Origin of the sequence: Pseudoalteromonas sp. MSK9-3 (assembly GCF_003590335.1) — a bacterium.
Taxonomy (GTDB): Bacteria; Pseudomonadota; Gammaproteobacteria; order Enterobacterales; family Alteromonadaceae; genus Pseudoalteromonas.
In genome coordinates, this window is record NZ_MIET01000042.1 from 27,605 (window position 1) to 48,624 (window position 21,020).

The 21,020-nt window shown below is 39.9% G+C and carries 17 protein-coding genes and 1 pseudogene; 12 read left to right on the forward strand and 6 right to left on the reverse strand.

The features are described 5' to 3' along the window. The first annotated feature begins 219 nt into the window (after window positions 1–219). From BGP78_RS17945 to BGP78_RS17960, 4 genes are all read left to right on the forward strand, one after another. A complete protein-coding gene (locus BGP78_RS17945; RefSeq protein WP_119862666.1) occupies window positions 220–1,587 on the forward strand; it encodes a serine hydrolase in 1,368 nt (455 codons plus the stop codon). A gap of 248 nt (window positions 1,588–1,835) precedes the next feature. Next, entirely contained in the window at window positions 1,836–2,744 is a 909-nt protein-coding gene (locus BGP78_RS17950; RefSeq protein ID WP_119862667.1) for an IS5 family transposase, read from the forward strand. A gap of 188 nt (window positions 2,745–2,932) precedes the next feature. After that, window positions 2,933–3,556 carry a LysE family translocator gene (locus tag BGP78_RS17955; protein ID WP_119862668.1) on the forward strand — a complete coding sequence of 208 codons (624 nt, stop codon included), beginning with the start codon at window positions 2,933–2,935 and terminating at the stop codon, window positions 3,554–3,556. A 211-nt stretch (window positions 3,557–3,767) separates the two neighbouring features. After that, a complete protein-coding gene (locus BGP78_RS17960) occupies window positions 3,768–4,172 on the forward strand; it encodes a DUF1801 domain-containing protein (RefSeq protein ID WP_119862669.1) in 405 nt (134 codons plus the stop codon). A 233-nt stretch (window positions 4,173–4,405) separates the two neighbouring features. Here the strand turns inward: BGP78_RS17960 and BGP78_RS17965 are convergent, their stop codons facing one another. Further along, the gene (locus tag BGP78_RS17965) at window positions 4,406–5,098 is read right to left on the reverse strand and encodes a VC0807 family protein (RefSeq protein WP_119862670.1); all 693 of its coding nucleotides are present in this window, start codon (window positions 5,096–5,098) and stop codon (window positions 4,406–4,408) included. A 177-nt stretch (window positions 5,099–5,275) separates the two neighbouring features. Further along, window positions 5,276–5,584, reverse strand: a complete 309-nt coding sequence (locus BGP78_RS17970; protein WP_119862671.1) for a metalloregulator ArsR/SmtB family transcription factor — start codon at window positions 5,582–5,584, stop codon at window positions 5,276–5,278. Window positions 5,585–5,712: 128 nt separating this feature from the next. On the opposite strand from BGP78_RS17970, the gene arsH reads away from it, so the two are divergent. From arsH to BGP78_RS17985, 3 genes are all read left to right on the forward strand, one after another. Continuing rightward, window positions 5,713–6,447 (forward strand): arsenical resistance protein ArsH, encoded by a 735-nt coding sequence (gene arsH / locus BGP78_RS17975; protein ID WP_119862672.1) that lies wholly within the window; start codon window positions 5,713–5,715, stop codon window positions 6,445–6,447. 224 nt (window positions 6,448–6,671) lie between these two features. Further along, window positions 6,672–6,857, forward strand: a complete 186-nt coding sequence (locus BGP78_RS17980) for a hypothetical protein (protein ID WP_119862673.1) — start codon at window positions 6,672–6,674, stop codon at window positions 6,855–6,857. A gap of 159 nt (window positions 6,858–7,016) precedes the next feature. Further along, complete coding sequence (locus BGP78_RS17985; RefSeq protein ID WP_119862674.1) at window positions 7,017–7,901, forward strand: hypothetical protein; 885 nt, start codon at window positions 7,017–7,019, stop codon at window positions 7,899–7,901. A gap of 64 nt (window positions 7,902–7,965) precedes the next feature. Here BGP78_RS17985 and BGP78_RS17990 read toward each other — a convergent pair whose 3' ends face one another. Continuing rightward, window positions 7,966–9,243 (reverse strand): hypothetical protein, encoded by a 1,278-nt coding sequence (locus tag BGP78_RS17990; RefSeq protein WP_119862675.1) that lies wholly within the window; start codon window positions 9,241–9,243, stop codon window positions 7,966–7,968. Between the two features lie 232 nt (window positions 9,244–9,475). Here BGP78_RS17990 and BGP78_RS17995 point away from each other — a divergent pair, with 232 nt between their 5' ends. Further along, on the forward strand, window positions 9,476–10,642 hold the full coding sequence (locus tag BGP78_RS17995) for a murein transglycosylase domain-containing protein (RefSeq protein WP_119862676.1): 1,167 nt from the start codon (window positions 9,476–9,478) through the stop codon (window positions 10,640–10,642). A gap of 385 nt (window positions 10,643–11,027) precedes the next feature. Here BGP78_RS17995 and BGP78_RS18000 read toward each other — a convergent pair whose 3' ends face one another. Continuing rightward, window positions 11,028–12,173, reverse strand: a complete 1,146-nt coding sequence (locus BGP78_RS18000; protein ID WP_147386094.1) for a DUF4855 domain-containing protein — start codon at window positions 12,171–12,173, stop codon at window positions 11,028–11,030. A 235-nt stretch (window positions 12,174–12,408) separates the two neighbouring features. Between BGP78_RS18000 and BGP78_RS23055 the strand changes: the two genes are divergently transcribed. Beyond that, on the forward strand, window positions 12,409–12,507 hold the full coding sequence (locus tag BGP78_RS23055; RefSeq protein ID WP_220475523.1) for a helix-turn-helix domain-containing protein: 99 nt from the start codon (window positions 12,409–12,411) through the stop codon (window positions 12,505–12,507). After that, window positions 12,508–12,836, forward strand: a pseudogene (locus BGP78_RS22985) (IS30 family transposase); the annotation flags it as partial. A 263-nt stretch (window positions 12,837–13,099) separates the two neighbouring features. Here the strand turns inward: BGP78_RS22985 and BGP78_RS18010 are convergent. Further along, window positions 13,100–13,453 carry a hypothetical protein gene (locus tag BGP78_RS18010; RefSeq protein ID WP_182912320.1) on the reverse strand — a complete coding sequence of 118 codons (354 nt, stop codon included), beginning with the start codon at window positions 13,451–13,453 and terminating at the stop codon, window positions 13,100–13,102. Window positions 13,454–13,697: 244 nt separating this feature from the next. Between BGP78_RS18010 and BGP78_RS18015 the strand changes: the two genes are divergently transcribed. Together BGP78_RS18015 and def are read left to right on the forward strand one after the other, a co-directional pair. Continuing rightward, window positions 13,698–15,824, forward strand: coding sequence for a winged helix-turn-helix domain-containing protein (locus tag BGP78_RS18015; protein WP_119862678.1), 2,127 nt, complete (start codon window positions 13,698–13,700; stop codon window positions 15,822–15,824). Between the two features lie 148 nt (window positions 15,825–15,972). Further along, entirely contained in the window at window positions 15,973–16,515 is a 543-nt protein-coding gene (gene def, locus BGP78_RS18020) for a peptide deformylase (RefSeq protein WP_119862679.1), read from the forward strand. Between the two features lie 122 nt (window positions 16,516–16,637). On the opposite strand, the gene BGP78_RS18025 is transcribed toward def, so the two are convergent. Next, window positions 16,638–20,762: a S8 family serine peptidase gene (locus tag BGP78_RS18025; protein WP_119862680.1), complete on the reverse strand. Its 4,125-nt coding sequence runs from the start codon at window positions 20,760–20,762 to the stop codon at window positions 16,638–16,640. Between the last annotated feature and the right edge of the window lie 258 nt (window positions 20,763–21,020).

Sequence of the window (21,020 nt, forward strand, 5' to 3'; positions counted from 1 at the left end):
GTTTATGTTGGGCTTTTCGTCTTAAAGTTAACAAAATTTTTGGGTGGGTGTCAGTTTTAGTAGTTTATTTGATGACTTTTTATTAGCGTTATATGGTGTTCACCCGTTTTAACAGACTCTTTCAGATTGTTCATACAAAAAATTATAACCCTATTGACTACGTTTGTAATCGGTCGTAATCTGAGCTTTCTAATAAATACGGTTTAAGAGGGCTTTTTCATGGTGAGATTTATTGCATTAAGTGTTGTTATAGGGATTTGTACTTTTAGCGTGTTAGCGCAGACGCTTAAGTTTGACGCCGTTTTACAGTGCCATAACTCACTGAGTGAACCTGGGATGGTGGTGAGATTAGAACAATGTGACAAACTGATTTATAGTGGTGCAATTGGTATTGCAGATTTAAAAACGATGAGGCAGCTTCAAGTTGATGATGTTTTTCAGATCGGTTCAATTACTAAAACATTTACAGCGGCTGCAATATTCAAGCTATTGGAAAGTAATAAACTGTCGTTAAAAGACCCTGTAGGCAAGTTTATTCCTAATATTAATCCTCATTATAAACATCTAACATTAGAGCATATTTTAAGTCACACGTCGGGCTTACCGGATTACCTGGATGATCCCACTGTACACAAAGTCTGGGGTGAGTATGCATCGATTGAAAATGTTATTAACAGAATAACGAGGAAACCTGTTCAGTCTAAACCCACAGAGGAATATTCTTACTCAAATCTAGGCTATATTCTGTTAGGAAAAGTGATAGAAGTGGCATCAGGGCTACCTTACTCAGCCTACTTGGAGGAAGTATTTTTTAAGCCATTACAGATGAAAAATACATTTGTTATGACCAAAGGTTTGAGCGTAGGAAATGTTCAGGGTTATACAGAGCGCGATCCTGCTGAAAAACAGTATATTAAAGCGGAACAATTAATATCGCGCTCATGGAAAGTTGATCGCAGCTGGATCTACTCTTCAGGGGCTATTGCTTCAACGCTTGCTGATATGAGCCGGTGGAATAAAGCTTTATCGTCAGGAGAGGTAATTACACTTCAAAACTTTACTCTAATGGCGACTAAAACGCGCTTAAATAGTGGTAAATACATCAAATATGGGCTGGGATTAAATATACAGCCATTAGCTACAATAGATAGCTTAAGCCATGAAGGAATGGTCCCTGGATTCTTTTCATGGAATGTTCATTTTCCTGAGCATAATTTATTTGCTACTGCATTTAGTAATGCTGATACAAAACATCCTGGCCCGATGTTACTCGATATGATTGCACTGCAGCTAAAGTTATCACCTGAACCATTAATTGATTCACAAAAGGTTAAGCAATTAGCTCAAAAATTGGTTGGTCGTTATCAGTCTTCAAGTTCCAAAGTTTTAACTATTTCTCTTGAGGGTAATACATTGTACGCCCAGTATGGAGATGACACTAAACGTAAGATTATTCCCCGAGAAGATAGCTCTTTTTCTAATGAATGCACTGAAAATTATTTTCAACTACGAGAAAACGCTGGAAAGCGTGAAATAGTACCTATTTACTTGTATCAGGGTGAGCAAGAAGCCTTGATTAAGTTATAATTATGAAGCAGATGGATTAACCTTGCTGATAAATTTACTATTTTAAATATGGTTATTGTATGACAAGTGTTGATGTGTAAAGCCGCCTAATGCGATAAGCCCCTGAGATAAAAGTAACGCTGCTTCACTCACAGTGCAGGCATTATCCTTATACCTTTTATGCTCTCAAACGGCGTTGTTTCCTAAATAGTTGAACTTCTTTGGTTTGGTGCGATCAGATCATTAAATGCCTTAACCCATGATGCGAAATGAAGAAGAAAATTAGGAATTGGTCACAGTACAACCGTGCTTTGGTTCAACGCGGTAACATCAATATTTGGCTAAGTGATAGTGCCATCTCAAAGTGGCAGAATACCGAAAAACACGGTGGCCGTGGTCGTTCAAATTACTATTCTGATTTAGCAATTGAAACGTGTTTAACCTTAAGAGCTGTATTCCATTTGCCACTTAGGGCCTTAGAGGGGTTTGTAAGTTCCTTGCTCACTATGATGGATACCTCATTGCAATCACCGGGTTATAGCTGTTTATGCAAACGCAGTAAAACACTTGATGTGCAATATAGAAATAGCGCAAGCAAAGGCTTCATAGATATCGTAGTCGATAGCACAGGCCTTAAAGTGTATGGAAATGGTGAATGGCATACGAGAAAACATCGAGCGTCTAAGCGCCGAACTTGGCGAAAACTGCACTTGGCCGTAGATGCGACAAGTCACGATATTGTGGGTGCTGAGCTGTCGATGGTCAATGTGTCAGATGGTGAAGCCCTTGCCGATTTAATCAGGCCACTGCGTAGGAATATAGACAGAGTCACAGGTGATGGAGCATATGACACACGCAGTTGCTATGAGGAGGTCGCAGCAAAAGGTGCGATTATGCGGGTACCGCCAAGAGACAATGCCCAATACTGGGAAGAAGGACACCCCAGAAACAATGCTGTATTTATGATGCACCAAATAGGGTTATCGCAGTGGAAAGAGAGTTCAGGGTACCATCTTCGTTCACTTGCTGAGACAGCGATGTATCGTTTTAAACAATTAATGGGTGATAAGCTAAAAAGTCGTCAATTCAATAGTCAGCATACTGAAACGATGATTAAAGTGAAGGCAATAAATAAAATGACTGGGCTAGGTATGCCCAAATATCAGCAACAGAGTTAAAACTGAGAAGTTGATTAGGAGTTAGCTATTTGATCAACAAGGCCCTCTCAAACTCATAACAAAGGCCTTGCGCTTGTGTTTTTATAGGTACAAACTGTAACTGTTAGGACAAAAAGCATACGTAAGCGGTTTTTCATGTAGTCAGTATCGACTTACGTTTTAATTACTTACATTTGCTGGAGAATGAATTGAGTATAGAAGTTTGGGCTTCATTTATCGCGGCTGCAATGGTTTTATGTTTTTCACCTGGGCCGACTGTATTTTTAGTGATGGGGCAAGCATTAGCGCATGGCAAAAAGTCGGTAACTCCATTAGTTGCGGGTACATTGTCAGGTGATCTTGTTGCTATGACCTGTTCATTTTTTGGCATGGGCGCGATTTTAGCAACTTCTGCTACATTGTTTAATCTCTTTAAATGGGCGGGAGCGCTCTATTTATTTTATCTTGGTATCAAAGCATTTCGCACTAAGGTAAGTACTAGCAACATAGAACATACCGCAATGGAAAAAGGTGCTGTTTATCGCCATGCTTTTTTGGTCACTGCATTGAACCCTAAAGGCGTAATATTCTTTCTGGCATTTTTTCCTCTATTTATAGATGTGAGCTTACCTGCTTTACCGCAAATGCTTATTATGGGTGTGAGCTTTTTATTCGTATCGACTTTAAGTGTAACGTCTTATGCCCTATTTTCTGGCGTACTCCGGAATAAAGTCAGCTCGGTTAGATTTCAAAACGGCTTTAATAAAGTCAGTGGAGGGCTGCTTGTGGGCGCTGGAGCCATCACCGCGACACTGCAGAGTAAAGGGGCTTAAAGGCTTTACGTGATTGGGTAAATCTAAAATATCTTGCATTATATGGATTATCTATGATTGGCTAGCGAACATAAGGGCATCAGCTCTAATGATAATGGTTTGTGGACAGTTGATATGGGAACTATTGGCGCTGAACAGGCAAGGCAAAGAGGGCGAACTATAAACGTGTCTTGCGTATGTAAACTCATATGGTTTGAATAGGACGTGATGAATGGACCAAGCTGTTAAATGTCGATTTGATCAGTACCCGAAAGAAGCAAAAATGCGTTTGGTTGCACTGCGTAACTTGATTTTAACGGTGGCCACATCTTTAGAGCTGGGCGAAGTTGAAGAGTCGCTGAAGTGGGGAGAGCCCAGTTATAGCGTAAAAACAGGCAGCCCAATTCGTCTAGATTGGAAGTTGAAGTCTCCTGAGTATTACTATCTGTTTTTCAATTGTAACACTAAGCTGGTTGACACGTTTAGAGAGCTGTACGGTGACTCATTAGCGTTTCAAGGCACTAGGGCTATTCAACTTACTTTATCAAGCCCTCTTCCTGAGTTAGTGCTTACGCACTGTATAGAGCTTGCTCTAACTTACCAGCAGCGCAAGCATTTGCCATTATTAGGGGCTTGACCCCCTGCTATGTCGTTGTATTGTGGGGTGTTATTATATCAATGAGCTTATAAGACTAAGGCAATTCTAGATTGTATTCTATAAATGAAATTGATGGTGTTTTATTGGGATAACAACTGCACATTAAGTACAGTTGTTATGTTGGCTGGCGAGTAATACAAACTTTGAATTTGGGCTTCTCAACGTAAAGTTTTAAGCCCTTTGTAATCCGGCACTTTTATCTTTTATCCACCCTACTCTGGAAACATCTCTTCAATTTTTAATCCAGAAAGTTTTTTTATCGAATTGAGTAGATAATAAAAAGCAATAAAAAACACGATCATGGTCGGTACTGCGATGATTGGGTAGCTTAATGCCGTCATGCGACCTAGTTCATTATTATAGGCTTCAGTGCCTGCTGGGCTCACCACAATTATTTTTGCGAGTACGTAATTCAATACAGACGATAAAAAGAAAGAACCCGCTAGAATATTTGAGGCAACGATTTGTACTTTTGGCAGTTTATTTAAGTTTCCTTTTGCTTCTAAGGCCTGCTCAATACGATCTATATCCATGGTATTGGGGTTAAATAGCAAGGTTTTCAGTAAGGGGTATTTCGTGTATTGGCTAACAATAATGGCGGTGCCTATTAAGCCTGGGATCAATGCTTCTTTGATTGCGATATATTTTACATCCAATTCTAACAAGCTGATCCCGCCTGTGAGTAATACCGATACGATCCCAAGTCCGGATAGAAAACTAAATTTCCCCGTCTTTTTCAACTCCCAACAGCCAAATAGAATTGGAAAGGCCAAAGCGACGATGACGCCCAATGTGGGGCCTAAATCCGTTTCCCCTGAAAAGCGCGTCAAAATGACCACTGGAATAATAATATTAAACAGAAGCTGGCTAAAGACGCCAGTTGGTTTAGTTTGTTGTTGTGCCACTGCAATCTCTAAATAAGTAACGTATACATAGTGCTGAGTGTACGGTAGATGATATAGACAAGCCAAGTAGTTTAGATTGTTTGCTTTGAATATGTAGGCAAACAGCGTTGGGGTAAGGTTTGGCGGTAGTAAAGTATATCTCGTGTATTACTAAACAATCGATAATCCATAAAGCTATTAGCAGTGCAATGCAGCTAAGCAAGATTTTAAGCTCTGTTGCTGTTCTACCGTCACTTTTTGAAGTACTTCTTTTGCCCAGTCGGGGAGCTCAGGGTTTAATTGGTAATAGATCCATTTGCCTTTACGGCTAGAGATCACCAAATTACATTTTCGTAATTCGGCCAGGTGACGTGAGATTTTAGGTTGGCTCAGATTTAAACAGCATTGTATATCACACACACACAGTGACTCTTTTAAGCTGATCAACATCAATGCTTTTAGCCGAGTTTCATCTGCTAAACATTTAAAAAATATCAATGGTTCCATTGGGTAAAGTGATTGATTACGGATTCATGATGCACTTATACCGCTGACAGCTCACATCTGTCAAATCATATATGACTTTACATATATGGTAAATCGAATGTGAATTTTACAAAGTGAGAACCGCTGTTATGAACAAAGATTTGTTGTTACAAGAGACCTTAAATATTAAAGAAGCTGAGTTTGCTGCATTAACTGGCAAAGAATTACGCTTACCTGAAATTCATGAAAAGCCAAAAATACTTTTACTCTATGGTTCTTTAAGAGAAGGGTCGTATAGTCGAAAGGTCATTGAAGAAGCCGAGCTATTACTTAGAGAAATGGGGGCTGAAACATACATATTTAATCCAGAAGGATTGCCGCTACATAGCGCGACCGAGGGAGCCCAACACCCTAAGGTGCAAGAATTAAGAGAGTGGGTAACTTGGTCTGATGGTATGGTGTGGTGCTCCCCTGAGATCCATGGCAGCATGTCGAGTGTGATGAAAACACAGATTGATTGGATCCCTCTGTCTATACACGCAATACGGCCTACGCAAGGCAAAACCTTGGCTATCATGCAGGTGTCAGGTGGATCCCAGTCTTTTAATGCGCTCAACCAATTACGAGTGTTAGGCCGTTGGATGCGTATGTTTACCATACCTAACCAATCTTCAGTGGCTAAAGTGTATCAAGAATTTGATGAGCAGGGACGTATGCGAGAGTCGTCTTACTATGAGCGTATTGTTGATGTAATGGAAGAGCTGATGAAGTTTACATTGCTGACTCGTGACAATAAGCAGTATTTAACTGACCGATATTCTGAGCGAGTACACAAAAGCAATAAGCTTGCAGAAGTATTAAAAAACGAAAACATTAGTGAGTGATGGGTAAGGTTAAGTATATTCATTAACAGGGTTTAGTTTACTATACGTTGGTGGGCTGTCATGAAATTGAAGTGCATGATTTTGTACTCATAACCTTCCACTTGTCACAAGGAATGTGATTTGAATTTACTCGCCAAAGTGAGTGCTATAGAGGCGCTTAGTATACACTTATTAGCATGCTCATAGAGTGCCTAACATGCAGCTCCTGATTTAAACCTCAGAATATGATTAAGCAATTTAGTACACAAAATAGCCCCGTAGCCTTCGTAGATGCAACGCATAATAACTTTTTGATGTTAGGTGGGCGCTATACCCCATTTGGTCAGGTGCTAAAAGCAGGTTATACGGTTAACGCCAGTAATAGCCGTTTTACCTTAGCACATTTGGAACGTGCGGATATTACGTTTTAATACGTTAGTCTACGGTACTAAACAGACCTTCACTAGTGAGCTACGCGATGCTTATTTCGCTGTTCAAACTATTGTTTAGCATGGTTTTTTTACTTTATAAGACTTTAAGTATTATGTTATTGTACCGATTGTTTTTACGAAGTTATTAAAAGGAATAATATGAAAAAACAAACATTTACTCTATGTGCTTTATCTATGTTAACAACTCTATCGGTTGCTTCATCTGAATACATTTATACATTCGACTCTAATTTGGATGGTATTGATAGTAAAACTCATGTTGGTTATATCGATCTTAAAGTTCGAGGTGAAATCATTTTTGGCACTAGCCCTGATGGAGGAGTTTTAGCTGGTGGCATCGAAGAAGTTAACAATAGCCATACAGGGTCTGGCAGTACAGCTCGATTTTCTTTTAAGTCCGAGGAAAATGGCAGAATTAAGTGGCTATCAGGTAATGTTACAAATGGTGTATGGCAAGGAACTTGGTACGGTTCTGAAGGTGATAAAGGGGACTTTAGTCTAACATCACCATTGAATAATAACACGACCCCGACGGCTGCTGATGTGATTGAGTTTAATGCTGATCCCATTTACTCAGGCAGTGGAAGATACGATCAGCATAACTTATGGAATGTAGACTTCTTAAAAAGCATTTATGGTGTTGGAGAGTTTGCATTTGCAGAGATAGATCAAACGAGAGGTATACTTGTTCAGTCAGATAGTGGAGGGCTGCCTTTCCCTATGTCGTTTGACCTGAGTTTTTCGAATAATTTCACGTTAAGTTCATTTAGGCTCGGTTCTATAAATAATGGACAGGGAACAAGACTAACAACATTTAACTTGGATATTTGGCAAGGTGGAGAGTGGGTTACTAAAGGCAATTTCGAATTCCCCAATATCGCAGCATCTCGAACATTTGCCATACACGAATTTCAACTTCCTGAAAGCATAACTACAAGTAAAGTTAGAATTTCTGCAACAGGAACCAGTGATCATTATAATGGTGGACGTGTATTTATGTGGGGCTTATCATTTAATAATTAGGTGATGTAAATTGCACTTTTATAGTATGAAGCGGTCAATGCTTCATACTATTGTTATAAACTTTCTATTCTATTTCAATTCTAACTTGGCTGTTATCATTTGGCATATCAACACTGCCTTGAGATGCAACAGCCTTATAACTGGAGCCTCTCACTTTTCGGATATATGTATAGTCTCCGGCCACCGTATCTTTTAACTGCCACGAGCTGCCAACTTTCTGAAAGTAATTAATATCACCGCCAAAATAGGGTTTATTGTTGTTGCCATTAACTAAAACTCCTCTGACGTGCCAACCAAACCGATCTGTAATATAACTTGCAGCTGAGTAATTATGGTTAACTTGGGCAATGGTATTTATTTGAATGTCAGTTCGGCTGCGAATATCGAGATCTTTAGTGTGGCGCGTGCCTAAGGTTGGGTTGTAGGATGTACTTTCTGTGAATAAGACATGTACGCCTCCACCTGTACCTGTTTCTTCTGCAACGATGTCTTTCACATAGATATAAGTCCCTTTTGCTTGTGAATCATAGACACGTGTTCTTGGATCATTCTCCGCCAGAGGTAATGTTAACTTCTCCCCTTTGATGTTGTACCAGACAGATGGGTTCCATGTATATGATTTAATAACATGAAGGTTTGATCTTCTATCTAGGTTGAGGTTTGGGTGATAGTTGTATGCGACATAGAGTGCACCATCGTCGTTAGTGTCGCTCACGGCATAGTGACCCCCTTCAACAAGTTTCTTTTCAACGCCATTATTATCTACCCACAACGTGCGTGCTGAACGGTTATTTATGTACTCATAACGGGTAAAAATGGCGAGGCGCTTACTGGTATTATCTAAGTGAATTTGTGGATAGGATTGATTAAAATCCCCGTGATCAGGCAAACCTTTTAGTTTTTCAAAGTCAGTGCCATAGGGGGATGTTGATTTGTATAGGTGTCCACTTTTGTATTTTTTAGCGACGCCTCGAGAAGACACTTGAACATGCACATAACCATTACTGTCAATGTCTACGACTGCATTGGTATGTGGGTCATCCCAATTATATTCAGTGTGAACTTTTATTTTTTGATTGTAGTTTTTAACTAAATAAGTGACTAAGTGACCACTTTCGTTACTGGAAAAAACCTCAAAGTGATTGTTGTTTTTTTCTACTGCAACAGGGATATGTTTGTATGTGTAAGTGCCCGTGGCACCACAATATTTGGGAACGCCGTTATATAACTGTTTAGTGAGACAAAAATAACTTGATTGATAGCCACTGTCGTAAACATGAATGTTGTTTGCGAATGATGCTGCAGAGGTAAGTAAAAGCGCAAGGCTGATTGTAGATTTCATGAATATCCTTTCATATAATGGTTGTTAACCTATACATTACATTTAATTGTTGTTTTATCTATGACTAATTATTGATTTCTTTATGACACTTGTATTTGTTTGACAAGGTTTCGGCTTTATAGGTTATCTTTGACTTGATGGGAACTCTATTGTTTTTTCATTCGCTATTATTCAGTGCATGGCTCACAATACCTAAAGGGATCATGTTTTGTGCTTTATAGGTAAATCTTTAATGCGAAAAAAAATAGCAGGGGCTGCTGTATTTATTCATCTTTTAATTTTTTTAACTGCCTGTCAGTCCACACTAAACTTAGAGTCTGCGAAAGCGCTTAAGACGATAACAGAGAAAATTCAGCAAAACCCACATGATGTTGCAGTGATCGCTGAAGGCATTAATAAAAGCGAACAAGCCATTAATCAAGATATTGCAAAAATACAGCGTTTATTTGGCGACTTAGAGGCAATCATTGAGCAGGTATGGGGTAAATCAAATAAAGAGTTACCCAGTAATACCCGTTATGTGAAGTATTCGAATGATTATGAAGCGCGGGCCATTGTCGATTTTGTTCAGGGTTCAGTAACCATAGAAACGATTGCGACGGAGAATATAAAGCCTAAGCTCTCTCAGGCGATATTCGAAACATTATTAACCTCAGATGATCCCAGTCAAACAGATATATTCTCCAGTCAATCGCCAACGCTATCAGGTGAGCCATTTTTATATCCGCAAGTACGTGATCAAGACGGGCAAGTGGTGCGTTATGAATGGCGTGCAAAGCGCTATGCAAGTTACTTGGTGGCTAATAACTTAACGACCTCACAGCAAAATGGTCGGAAAATGACGCAAGTGACGTTTAACTTAGTGACGGATCACAAGCATTTACGGCACTTAAAATACAGTGATTCGGTATTGGCGTCAGCAAAAAAATACAATATTTCACCAGCACTGATCTATGCGGTTATTGAAACCGAAAGTGCTTTCAACCCGTATGCGGTGAGTCATGCAAATGCGTACGGATTAATGCAAGTTGTGCCAGCAACAGCGGGGCGCGATGTTTACAAGCTGGAGAAGAACCGTGCAGGGCAACCGACTAAATCCACCCTTATGAGCCCACAGCAAAACATTGATATTGGTACTGCTTATTTGAAAATACTCAATACCCGTTATTTAGTCGGAGTGAAGCATCAACTGAGCCGCGAATACACCATTATTTCAGCATATAATGGTGGCGCGGGGAACGTGTTTAAAACTTACCACCCAAACCGCACTACAGCGGTCAAAAAAATTAATCAACAATCACCGGCTAGCGTATATAAACAGCTGCGTTATGACCATCCTCGCGATGAGTCACGCCGTTATCTTGAAAAGGTGACTGAAGCGAAGCAAAAGTATTTGTAGCGTTTTTTATTTTTAACTCTAGAAGAGCGTTGTTCTTCACACTCACTCTACGACGGTTTGATCCTCTTTAGCGGCAGCAAGTGCTATTTTATCTTTTAATTCAGGTAAGTGGTTGCTGCGTTTTCTATTAATAACCTGTCTTACTATAAAAAAAATTAATAATGTCAAGCCATGTCCGAAAGTTGGAAGCCAGATCTAAACTTCGCCGAATGATAACTTTGTAATCTAAGATAAGATTTCTGTTACATTTACTAGCTTATACAGTGACTTTATTGTGGGAAATAAGCTTCAGTGGCTTGGCCACTGAAGCTCTCAAATACTAGTATACAGAGTGGAATTTATATTTTTAAGCACGTTAACATATATACTGTTTTACTTTACAGTATTATAGCAAGTCTGAAATGTCGTTATACATACAATCAGGGTACCCTTCAGGTATATTTTTAATGGTTTTACTATTTGGACTGTAAGTAACAGTATTTTCGATTGAATTGTCAAAAATATTGCTTATACAATTAGCGACTGAAGGCGTTTGACGTATAGTTTTTGGGGATTCAGCGAAAAATATAGCAGGAACTCTCTGATTAGCAATAAACCTCTCGAAGTGACGAATAGTTTCATTAAAAATTTTGATATTTCTAATCCTTTGTTCTGTTGTGGTATATTCTTTTCGATAAGCGTTTATCAATTCGATATTGACCCCTATTTTTGTAGGGAATCCAGAGAGTCCATTTTTTGTAGGTGTAATCCCTGATACATTTTGTCCATCTACCCAGTCTTCAATTTTTGAAAGTGGTATATAACTTTCCTCTTTACCTAAGTTTCTAGAAGAATAAAACATCACATTGGGTTGAATGTAAATTTTGTCGAAAATAAATTTATTATTTATCCAATATGATATTATTTTTTTATTATTGGCTTCTAGCCCATAATAAGGGGACCAAGTTAACTCTTTGTTGTATGAGTTTGACGAGTTATACTTCTCATCTATAACTTGGCGCGCTCTAATAATATAGTCATGCTGAGAACCACTTACGGAAAGAGACTCATCAGCCATATAAAAACCTTTAATATTATTATTCCAGAAAGTATTTCCAAACTTTTGCGATACTGCTTTTTCTAAATCTATAAGGTAGCTTCGAATGTCAGTGCTTTGTGGAATCCTATAATATCTAGAACTTTCAATTCCTGTCTCTGTTTTTGGAAGAGCGATCCAGATTTTCTTTCCTGAGTGATTACTATCTCTTATTACAGAAATAGTTTTAACAGCTTCTTGGATAAATGGTAGGTAGTCATAGTAATTACTAGTAGAAAAGTTGTAAGTAGCAAAGCCTGAAGCTGAATTAGCATTCCCTGTAGGGGTAATAATAAACCCATTTATGTTACTTAGTAAATTTAACCTTTCTTTATTTACTTCATTACCAGGGTCATCCTTAGCGTCAACGGTTATTATGTATAGTTTGTCAGAGCTGAGAGTTTTGAAGTGAGGTATAAGTAATAATATCAACATCAATGTAATTATTTTGTTCAATTTATTAATTCCTTTTGGTTTTGTGATTTTCCTTTTTAATTTAATGCTTGTTGAAGTGTGTATCAAGTTTTTTATTTGTTACTCCTGATTTCATATAATAAGTGCGACACTCATAGAAAGGTGTAGAAGAGGAAGCCAGCTGCTGAAAGTGGTAAGCTTTTCTCGCCAAAGAAACAAGCTCTACTATGAGTTATCAGCAGTTGACCAAGGGGAGTAGATACCAGATTTCCACCCTTTGGAACTGGGGGTTTCAATTACTGAAATTGCCAAAACAGTGAAGTACCATCGTGCAACGTTATATCGTGAGTTAAAAAGAAACCAAACACATGGGTAGTATTGCCTTACGAAAGTGCCTTCCAAATCGTCGGATGCAGTGACAAAGGCGACAATAGAGATGCTCATGCTATTTGAAGACTGTGTGCACACAATTACCGCAGACAATGGTAGTGAATACGCTGGTTATCAGGAGATTGGAGGTGCACTGGATGCAGAAATATATTTTGCTCATCCGTATAGCTCTTGGGAGCGAGGCGCAAACGCGAATGGTCTGTTGAGAAATATGTGAAGAAAGGCACAGACTTGAGAAAGGTAACGTATGAAGATATTCAGTTTGCCCAATCAATAATTAACAACCGTCCTAGAAAGTGTTTAGGGTTCAAGTAGTCAGCAGTTATTTTCAAAGAAGTTACAATGGCTGCTTGATATTAGAGGGTGTCCCACTTCGATGTTGAATTCGGGCCTATGACTGGCATCGCTCCCGGTTCAGGAATGTACTTTTCGCTGATGTATGATTAAATAGCGCTTTGCAATTACTGGGATAGCCAATGAACCTGATCGAACACCAGACTGCTGTCAAAGAAATCCGCTCAGATATTAACAAAAATTGATTCAGTCGATGTCATATTCCTTGTCATAAGTGCGCTCACTCACCGCTTTTTTAGTGCGCCAGTGGTGTTTGTTTGCCATGATATCCCCACTAAAATAGTCTCGTTTAATATGGAATTGCTTGCGCTTGAGAGTAAGCTGACATGCATGGGTGCATGGGTGCATGGGTGCATGGGTGCATGGGTGTAATAAATCACCGAGTAAGGCTTTTTAGCGTTTTTGTTATATCCATCAGGTAAAGTGATGAAAAGCTCGTATTCGCGCGCTAATTGAGTGTCATTAATTGGCACTATGTGGGTGTTGGGTAAACGAAACTCTTTTGCTTGAGCGACTGAAATAGTTAACAGGGTTATTAAATAGCAAAGCACGACGATTAAGTGTTTTTGTATAGTCATGATTGTGTTTCCTTTTGTATCAGTTTTTTGATAAATGGCTGACGACTTAACGTTGAACCTGACTGTATACGCAAAAATATGGAAAAACCTGATGTTGCGCTGATTTATAAATGATACATCAGAGATTTAAATTAATAATATATTTATCATATGTTTATAAGCTATGTTTTGGAATGTTCAATTGATATGCTAGGATGATTTTTCGTTTAGATAGCGTATTAATTCACCTTTGGAAAGCGTAGATATGTCTGTTCAATATTGGGTAGGGGATTTTTTTATCGACCTCTCTCGAAATCAAGTTACCTATGATCACCAAACTCAAACAGTGCCGCCTAAGGCCTTAGCTGTACTCACGTGCCTTGCCAAAAATGCCAATAAGGTGGTCAGCCAAGATGAGTTATTGACCGATGTATGGCCTGATACCATTGTAACGCCAAACACGTTACAAAGAGGCATCGCACAATTAAGAAAAGTATTAGGGGCCAACCTTGAATCGCAGTCGTATATAAAAACGCATGCAAAGCAAGGGTATAGTTTGGAGTGTGAGGTACGTTGGCAAACAAATATAACGACTCCTAAACTAAGTAAGCGCAGTGCGCAATCAGCTCATGAAACGCAAGCACTTGCTGGGGAAAACGAGCGACAAAAAGGTAACGGATCTTGGCGCCGTATTTTTGCTGGTTTTATGTTAACTCTTTTGTTTGGGATAGGCATTGGCTTGATCAGTATGGGTTACTTCAATGGCTCTAAAGCCTTTGAATTTGAGGTAACAGAGCTACGCTCATTGACCGCAACAGATGATAAAGAATATGGTGGTGTGTATTCAGCGGATGGTCAATATGTCATATTTCAGCGCTATCCTGAAAAACTGTGTCGCAGTAGTATTTGGGCCAAGCACCTTGAAACTGGGCGAGAAACCCCGCTCATGGATAAATTAGGCACGTATGGCGAGCATAGCCTGTCTAATGATGGCAAACAGCTTATTTATATTGAAGCCAACGACTGCACAACACCAGTCACCCAAAAGCAGTGTTATACATTACAGCGTCTTGATGTTGCAAAGGCATTTGAGGGGCATAATCAACCGACACAAATCATGGAGTGTAAAAATACCAAAATAATCAAACCAACCTGGTTAAATGGCGATCAAGTGTTACTCATGCAGCTGAGCGATAAACGTTGGAAGTTGATCTTATATTCCATTACTGACAACGAAAGTCAGACTATTTATGATGTGCCTGATGGCCGTTTCATTGATTATGATTACTCCGTTAAAGAGAACCTAATTGCATTAATTGTACTGAGAAATGATCACCAGCGATATCTTGATATAGTTAAGCCAAGTGGTGAACTCGTGTCGAGTCAGACAGTTGAAAACATACCTGAAATATCCCCTTATCGACGTATTTTACCTAACTTTACCCCCGATAATGAGCAGCTTATTTTTAGCACTGGCCGACAGTTATTTGGCCTTACCTTTGATGGTAAAGTGTCGAATATTAGTATTCCGTTAGACACCTCCATTGGTACACCTACTTTTCACCTCAATGGCCAGCGTGTATTAGTGGTAAAGGGGTTTTATGATAGTGATATTGCGATGATGGCGCTATCAAATGTACACGCTGACAACTATGTTACCCTCGACCGTTCAACTCAATTTGAACACGCCGCGCAGTTTCAGCCTGGTGGTGCTTTAATCGCTTTTCAGTCGAATCGCTCGGGGGAGGCTCAAATATGGCTGTACGATGGTAAAGGCTCACAAAAGCTCAGTAATTTTCCAAAAGACAGCTACTTCAATGGCATTAGTTGGGCTCAAGATGGACAGAGTGTGTTAGCGAATGTGAATTCTGAGTTATTCAGGGTGTTATTAGATGGCAGCCAAATGCATGTGCAGATGAATTACCCCATTCGAGAGTTGTTTCAGTGGAACAGTAAAGATGACAGTGCATTGGGGTTAGTCAATATCGATGGAGAGCCCATGCTTGTTGCGCTTAATTTGAGTAATTCAGCTTATACGATAGTTAGTGAAAAAGGCGTTAAATGGGCACAAAAAAGTGAGGATGGACGTGTTATTTACACGGATCAACTCGACCGTTTTTGGATAACAGGCTCGGTTGAAGATACCTTAATTCCACCTTTGATGTCTCAAGGCAGTGATAAGCGATTTGTGATCACACATAATGTAATTTATGGGGTAAATGAGGCATCGCAGTTATGGTCTTATGATTTGAACTCGACAGATTTTCAAGTGTTAGGTGCTGTGCCAAAAACCATAGATTATTTAACCGATGTAAATCATACGAATGTGTTGTTTAGTAATCATGTTGCGTCAAAAAAATCGCTGGCTGAGTTAGTATTGGCAGATAATTAGGCTCATTTACATGTGTTTAGCTAGTTTATACAGTTAGCGTCATTGTCAGGTAGTGCTGTCTTATAGCTGGCTTAGTAGTGAATTGACCGTCGTAAATAAAAAGCAAGGTAAACATGGCGTCGTCAACGGAGCATAAAAAGGAAACTCAATGAATAATGTAAACACGCAAAGATATGATATTGCTCAGTTGGGCGCACCAGTATTAAGACAGCCCGCGGCTGAAGTAGAAGATATTCTTGCTGATGAGTGTCAGCAATTAATTACCACCATGCTGCTCGCGGTATCACAAGCGGGTGGTGTGGGGATTGCTGCTCCTCAAATACATCATAGTAAACGCATATTTATTATGTGTTCAAAGCCGAATGCGCGATACCCTGATGCACCGTTAATGGAACCCACCGCTATCATCAATCCAGAGGTTGTATCGTATTCAGAAGAAAAAGTGAAAGATTGGGAAGGGTGCTTAAGTGTACCCAGTATGCGGGGGTTAGTGCCTAGACATACTGCAATCACCGTTAAATACCTTGACCAACAAGGTAATGAGCAACATAAAACTTTTCATGATTTTGTCGCACGTATTTTTCAGCATGAACTTGATCACTTAAATGGACTGACGTTTATTGATCAATTAGAGTCAACGCAAGATTTAATCAGTGAAAGTGAATGGTATAAGCAGTTTGCTAATAGGTAATTCAAATTAATTCCACCTTGCAATAACCGTTACAAGAGGTGATATCTGCTACCCTTGTATATATTAAAAGTTCGGTTATGAGCGCCAATCAATGCTGATTGGCGCTATATTTATTTACTGACTTATTTTTGCTTACGGCGGCGAAGTATTGCAAAAGGTATTGCAAACAGAGCAAGCCAAGCAAAAGCGCCCGAAGATTCTGAAGATGAGTCTGTTGATGCTGTTGCTACAGGTTGTTCTGTAGTTTTCTCAGGTACGTCTTCGATGTTAATGGTTATTTCCGTAGCGGCTGAGGTATTGCCTAAACTATCAGTCGCGACGACCATCAGTGTTGCTGTATTATTGCCAAGCTCGTAATCTAAATCAGTCGGCTCGGTGACAACGATTTCTCCTTTTTCATTTACCTCAAAAGCTGAATGCGATGAAGAGGTAAGTTCATATGACACCACGTCTAATGTATTTTCTTGTGGTTCCAGTTTTAATTTACCCACAACTGTGCCATAGGCTACATTTTCATTTATCGAGAAAGCTTGAGCACTCAGTTTTGGGGGAGTAAACTCGGCTGCACTGTCAGGGATGTTTTCTATATTAATTGTTATAGGTACTTCTTGAGAAGTATTAGCCATAGAATCAATTGCCATAACCATCAACGTAGCAACATTTTTCCCCATTTCAAAATCCAGTTCACTAGAGTTAACAACGACAATTTCGCCCTGTGAATTTATCGAAAATGCAGAGTGCGAAGAGGTGCTTACTTTGTATGAAGTCACTTCCAGAGTGTTGTCTTGTGATACCAATGTTACTTGGCCGATGACAGTGTCGTTCGGTGTGTTTTCAGTAACTGAAAATTGCTGAGCTATTAGCATTGGCGGGGTATATTCTGCAGCAGTATCAGCAACGTTTTCTATATTGATGGTTACCTGAGTCGGTTTGGAAACGTTATCAAAAACATCGGTGGCAATTACAGAGAGTGTTGCTTGATTGTTTCCTATTTCATAATCCAGTTCATCTGAGTTAGTAACAACTACTTCACCACTGGTATTGATTGAAAATGACGTATGTGTAGAAGACTGCACTGCGTACTGCTTGATAGCCCTATATTTATCTTGCTCAGCTAACTTCAACTGGCCAATAACAGTGCCTTCAGTTGAGTTTTCAGTGACAGCAAACTCCGCAGATAAAAGCGTAGGTGGTGTAAAAGGATTTACTTTTTGTAGTATTTCGGGAGTGATGAGTGCCATTACTCCTTCTTGTTCTGCCGAAGTAATAGCAAATATAGATTCTGTAGAAATGAAGACCTTTTCACCAGGCGTTATAGATGTAACCGTTGCGCCGGAGGCATCAGTGAACGTGGCTGGCGATGTAGCAAATGTTGTTGAACCTGTTAGCGTATCAACGACACTGTAGGAGCCGATATTATAGCCATACCCTACAGAAGCTTCTACTGTTATAGTGTCTTTTAAGTCACTCTCAGCCAGACCAATTAAGTCCGAACAGCCTGAGAATGTCACCGTATTTGACCCCGCAGTGTGGTACATATTAGTTAAGCTCTTCCAAGAAGGTTTACCATCTATAATTTCACCACTGACTGTACGAGAGCGCCCTGGTACAGCTGCATTCTCTCCTACATCACTATATTGAGCCAATGCATAATCAAAGACGCCATCATTATCAATGTCTAAGTTCATAGCGTAACCGCCAGCTTGGCGTAAGTGAATTAACTCATCACGCAACACAATAGAGGCTGTAAATGCCACACCAGTCTTACAGCTATTAGAGTTTATGGCGTTAAATGTGGTTGCTAAAATATTGAGTTCTTTTTCTGCCTTACTTACCTCGGTGCCTATTGCGATCAATTGCTCAGAAACAGGAGTTATAGCTTGAATGCTATTATTTGTTGCACTGATTTTATTATTGGCACTGTCGTACGCTAAGTCTAAACCAATATGTGCTTTGGGTAACATGTGATACACCAAATGCAAATCATGGTCACCTGCTGTATTTGGATCATCAAAGATTAATGCACCATCAAATTCAGACAAGGTGAGCGCAGGACTTCGCTTTGCTAATTCGTCTGTGTTGAGTGGGTTTTCTAAGTTCCATTCTGGCAATTTTGTAGGATCAACTGTCAACGTGACATCAAACTGAATGGTTTCTCCCGCTGGAACTGATATTGAGGTGGGGAACTGCCAGCTAATAGCACCAGTATCAGAGTCATTTTTATAGCGGGCATGTGCGCGCAGGTTGTAAGTTTTATCTTCAGTTGAAAAGCTTTTTACGGTCACTGCTTTTGTATATGAAGTGGTTTTAGAAATTGCATCAAAACCAAATGACAAAGCTGCTTGATTAGTATCGAATTCTGGTTGGTGTACCCATGCTGCCACTGGTAAATTAACCGCTTTTTCGACATTAACTAAGCCGGCTCCGATTAAGCTTATAGGTGCTAATGGCGAGTCAGGGTTAACTGATGTTGCTTCTACTGTAACATTAAGGTCAGCCGTATTCATTAATGTTGCTTTTATTTCTGAAGCGTTGCGTTCAGGTAAAGCCTCACGAATGAGAGCGACTGCACCTGCAACCATAGGGCCTGAGAACGAAGTGCCCGTCGCGCCCGCCATTTTATTTTGCGTGCCAGCTGCAGCTACTTGAATGTTAGTGCCCGGAGCTGTGATCTCCGGCTTTAAAAGTCCATCGACTGATGGTCCACGGGAAGAAAAATCAGCGACTGCACCCGCCATACTTTTCATAGTAACTTGAATTGTGTACTCAACGACTGCGTTAGCTGCTAATTTGTTTTTTATTGTTTGGCCCGCTTGATAGTTCACCCCGACAGAAGGAATCGTGATTTCTGTCGATGCACCCCCCATTGGTGCTGGTGTGCCGTCATCTGTATTATTCACAATTATAACGAAAGCGGCACCTCTATTCTGTGCGTTCAACACTTTCGTAGTAAATGCACACCCACCACGGTCAATAAGTACCGCTTTGCCCGTAAAGTCTATGTTATCTGCAAATACATCACAGCCACTTTGATTCACTTTTGGGTAAACTAGTTCTGCATCAGTGTGAGAAAATGAAAATGCATTTTGGGGGCCAAAGCTGGCTGATTTTATAACTGCTGTAGCACCTGAGATAGTCCCGCTTGCAAAGCCCTTCTCCAAAGTCGGGTGTGTCATTGCACCGACGGATAGTGCGTTAGGGGTCGTACTTGGGCCACCAATACGGAATGGGTGATCACCATCATTCCCAGCTGAAACGACGACGTTCACACCTAACTCAGCGGCTTGCTGGATAAGGTACTGCGTACCACTGCCAGTGTAAGTATTTCCAAACTCTCCGCCAAGCGACATATTTATCACATCAACACGGTCGGCAATATCACCGTCTCCATTAGGATCCATGGCAGATTCAAGGGCAGCTGCTTGTGCTGCGCTTGGGCAACTACCACCGCATACGGAATAGGCATACAGTTCTACATCTGGCGCGATGCCCGTAACTGAATGAGAGACTGATGTACCATGATCTGTTGGTTGGTCATCGTCAGTCACTACCTTAGGATCATTCTCAATTGGATCTGCATCATCTCGAATATAATCGTAACCACCGATGACTTGGCCTTGAGGCCAGGCAACAGTTGTCGGATCTGCTTGGGCTGCTTCATAAGCTTCAACCGTACCTGCACTGTCGTTGAATACGATATGGGTGTAATCAATACCAGTGTCTAATACGGCGACTTTTTGGCCAGATCCAGTCGTAATTCCTTGAGCTTTTAAAGGTGTCGCTTTGATATAGTCTGATGATTCGCTGATGTGAAGCTGAGAGTCGAACATCGGTAGTATCCGCTCCACTCTATCATCTTTTGCAATTGCGCTAAGTGCACTTTTTGATGCAGTTACAATCAATGTCGGCGCTAAAACGCGTGTTTGGCCAATGATTTTGGCATTAAAATCTAAGCTGTTGAGCTCAAACGTTAGGTCTTGTTGTAGTTGTGAGATTTGAGCCATCGTTACACGAGCGTCACCAGCTTTATAGGTACCTTCGGCATACAAATTAGCGGCAGAGGTTGCTTTTAAAACAATTAGGTAAGAAGTTGGCTTATTTTTTTGAGAGTCGGTTGCTAAAAACTTTGTAGCATTAAAGTTTATATGGCTATTGACCGTATCAGTTGTTTTAGCTGAAACATTTGCAGTTAATAACACGCTGGCAATCGCAATTGAAATTGTTGTTCTTTTTATATGTTGAGGCATACTTTCCCTGAATAGCTTTGTTAATTCTGATTATTTTTTGTTTTCAACGTTGATACGCTGTTCCTTTTATTATACCAAAAGAAACATGTGTTAATACAAGGTTTACTGATTTGTGCTGCTTTTTATGTGTCTTTTTTACAATAATTCTTAGTATATTTAATATTTAGCGTTTCTGTATTGCATGACACACAGTTAATTATTTGGCTATTCTTGCGTTTTTGTTTTTGAGGAATAAAAATTTCAATGTGTTGCTAATGG

Excerpts from the sequence above, each read along its gene's own strand:
- def (WP_119862679.1), top strand. The coding sequence starts at position 15,973 with ATGAATAATGTAAACACGCAAAGATATGATATTGCTCAGTTGGGCGCA.
- BGP78_RS17960 (WP_119862669.1), top strand. The coding sequence starts at position 3,768 with ATGGACCAAGCTGTTAAATGTCGATTTGATCAGTACCCGAAAGAAGCA.
- BGP78_RS18015 (WP_119862678.1), top strand. The coding sequence starts at position 13,698 with ATGTCTGTTCAATATTGGGTAGGGGATTTTTTTATCGACCTCTCTCGA.
- BGP78_RS17970 (WP_119862671.1), bottom strand. The coding sequence starts at position 5,584 with ATGGAACCATTGATATTTTTTAAATGTTTAGCAGATGAAACTCGGCTA.
- BGP78_RS18025 (WP_119862680.1), bottom strand. The coding sequence starts at position 20,762 with ATGCCTCAACATATAAAAAGAACAACAATTTCAATTGCGATTGCCAGC.
- arsH (WP_119862672.1), top strand. The coding sequence starts at position 5,713 with ATGAACAAAGATTTGTTGTTACAAGAGACCTTAAATATTAAAGAAGCT.
- BGP78_RS17980 (WP_119862673.1), top strand. The coding sequence starts at position 6,672 with ATGATTAAGCAATTTAGTACACAAAATAGCCCCGTAGCCTTCGTAGAT.
- BGP78_RS17950 (WP_119862667.1), top strand. The coding sequence starts at position 1,836 with ATGAAGAAGAAAATTAGGAATTGGTCACAGTACAACCGTGCTTTGGTT.
- BGP78_RS17995 (WP_119862676.1), top strand. The coding sequence starts at position 9,476 with ATGCGAAAAAAAATAGCAGGGGCTGCTGTATTTATTCATCTTTTAATT.
- BGP78_RS17985 (WP_119862674.1), top strand. The coding sequence starts at position 7,017 with ATGAAAAAACAAACATTTACTCTATGTGCTTTATCTATGTTAACAACT.
- BGP78_RS17945 (WP_119862666.1), top strand. The coding sequence starts at position 220 with ATGGTGAGATTTATTGCATTAAGTGTTGTTATAGGGATTTGTACTTTT.
- BGP78_RS18010 (WP_182912320.1), bottom strand. The coding sequence starts at position 13,453 with ATGACTATACAAAAACACTTAATCGTCGTGCTTTGCTATTTAATAACC.
- BGP78_RS17990 (WP_119862675.1), bottom strand. The coding sequence starts at position 9,243 with ATGAAATCTACAATCAGCCTTGCGCTTTTACTTACCTCTGCAGCATCA.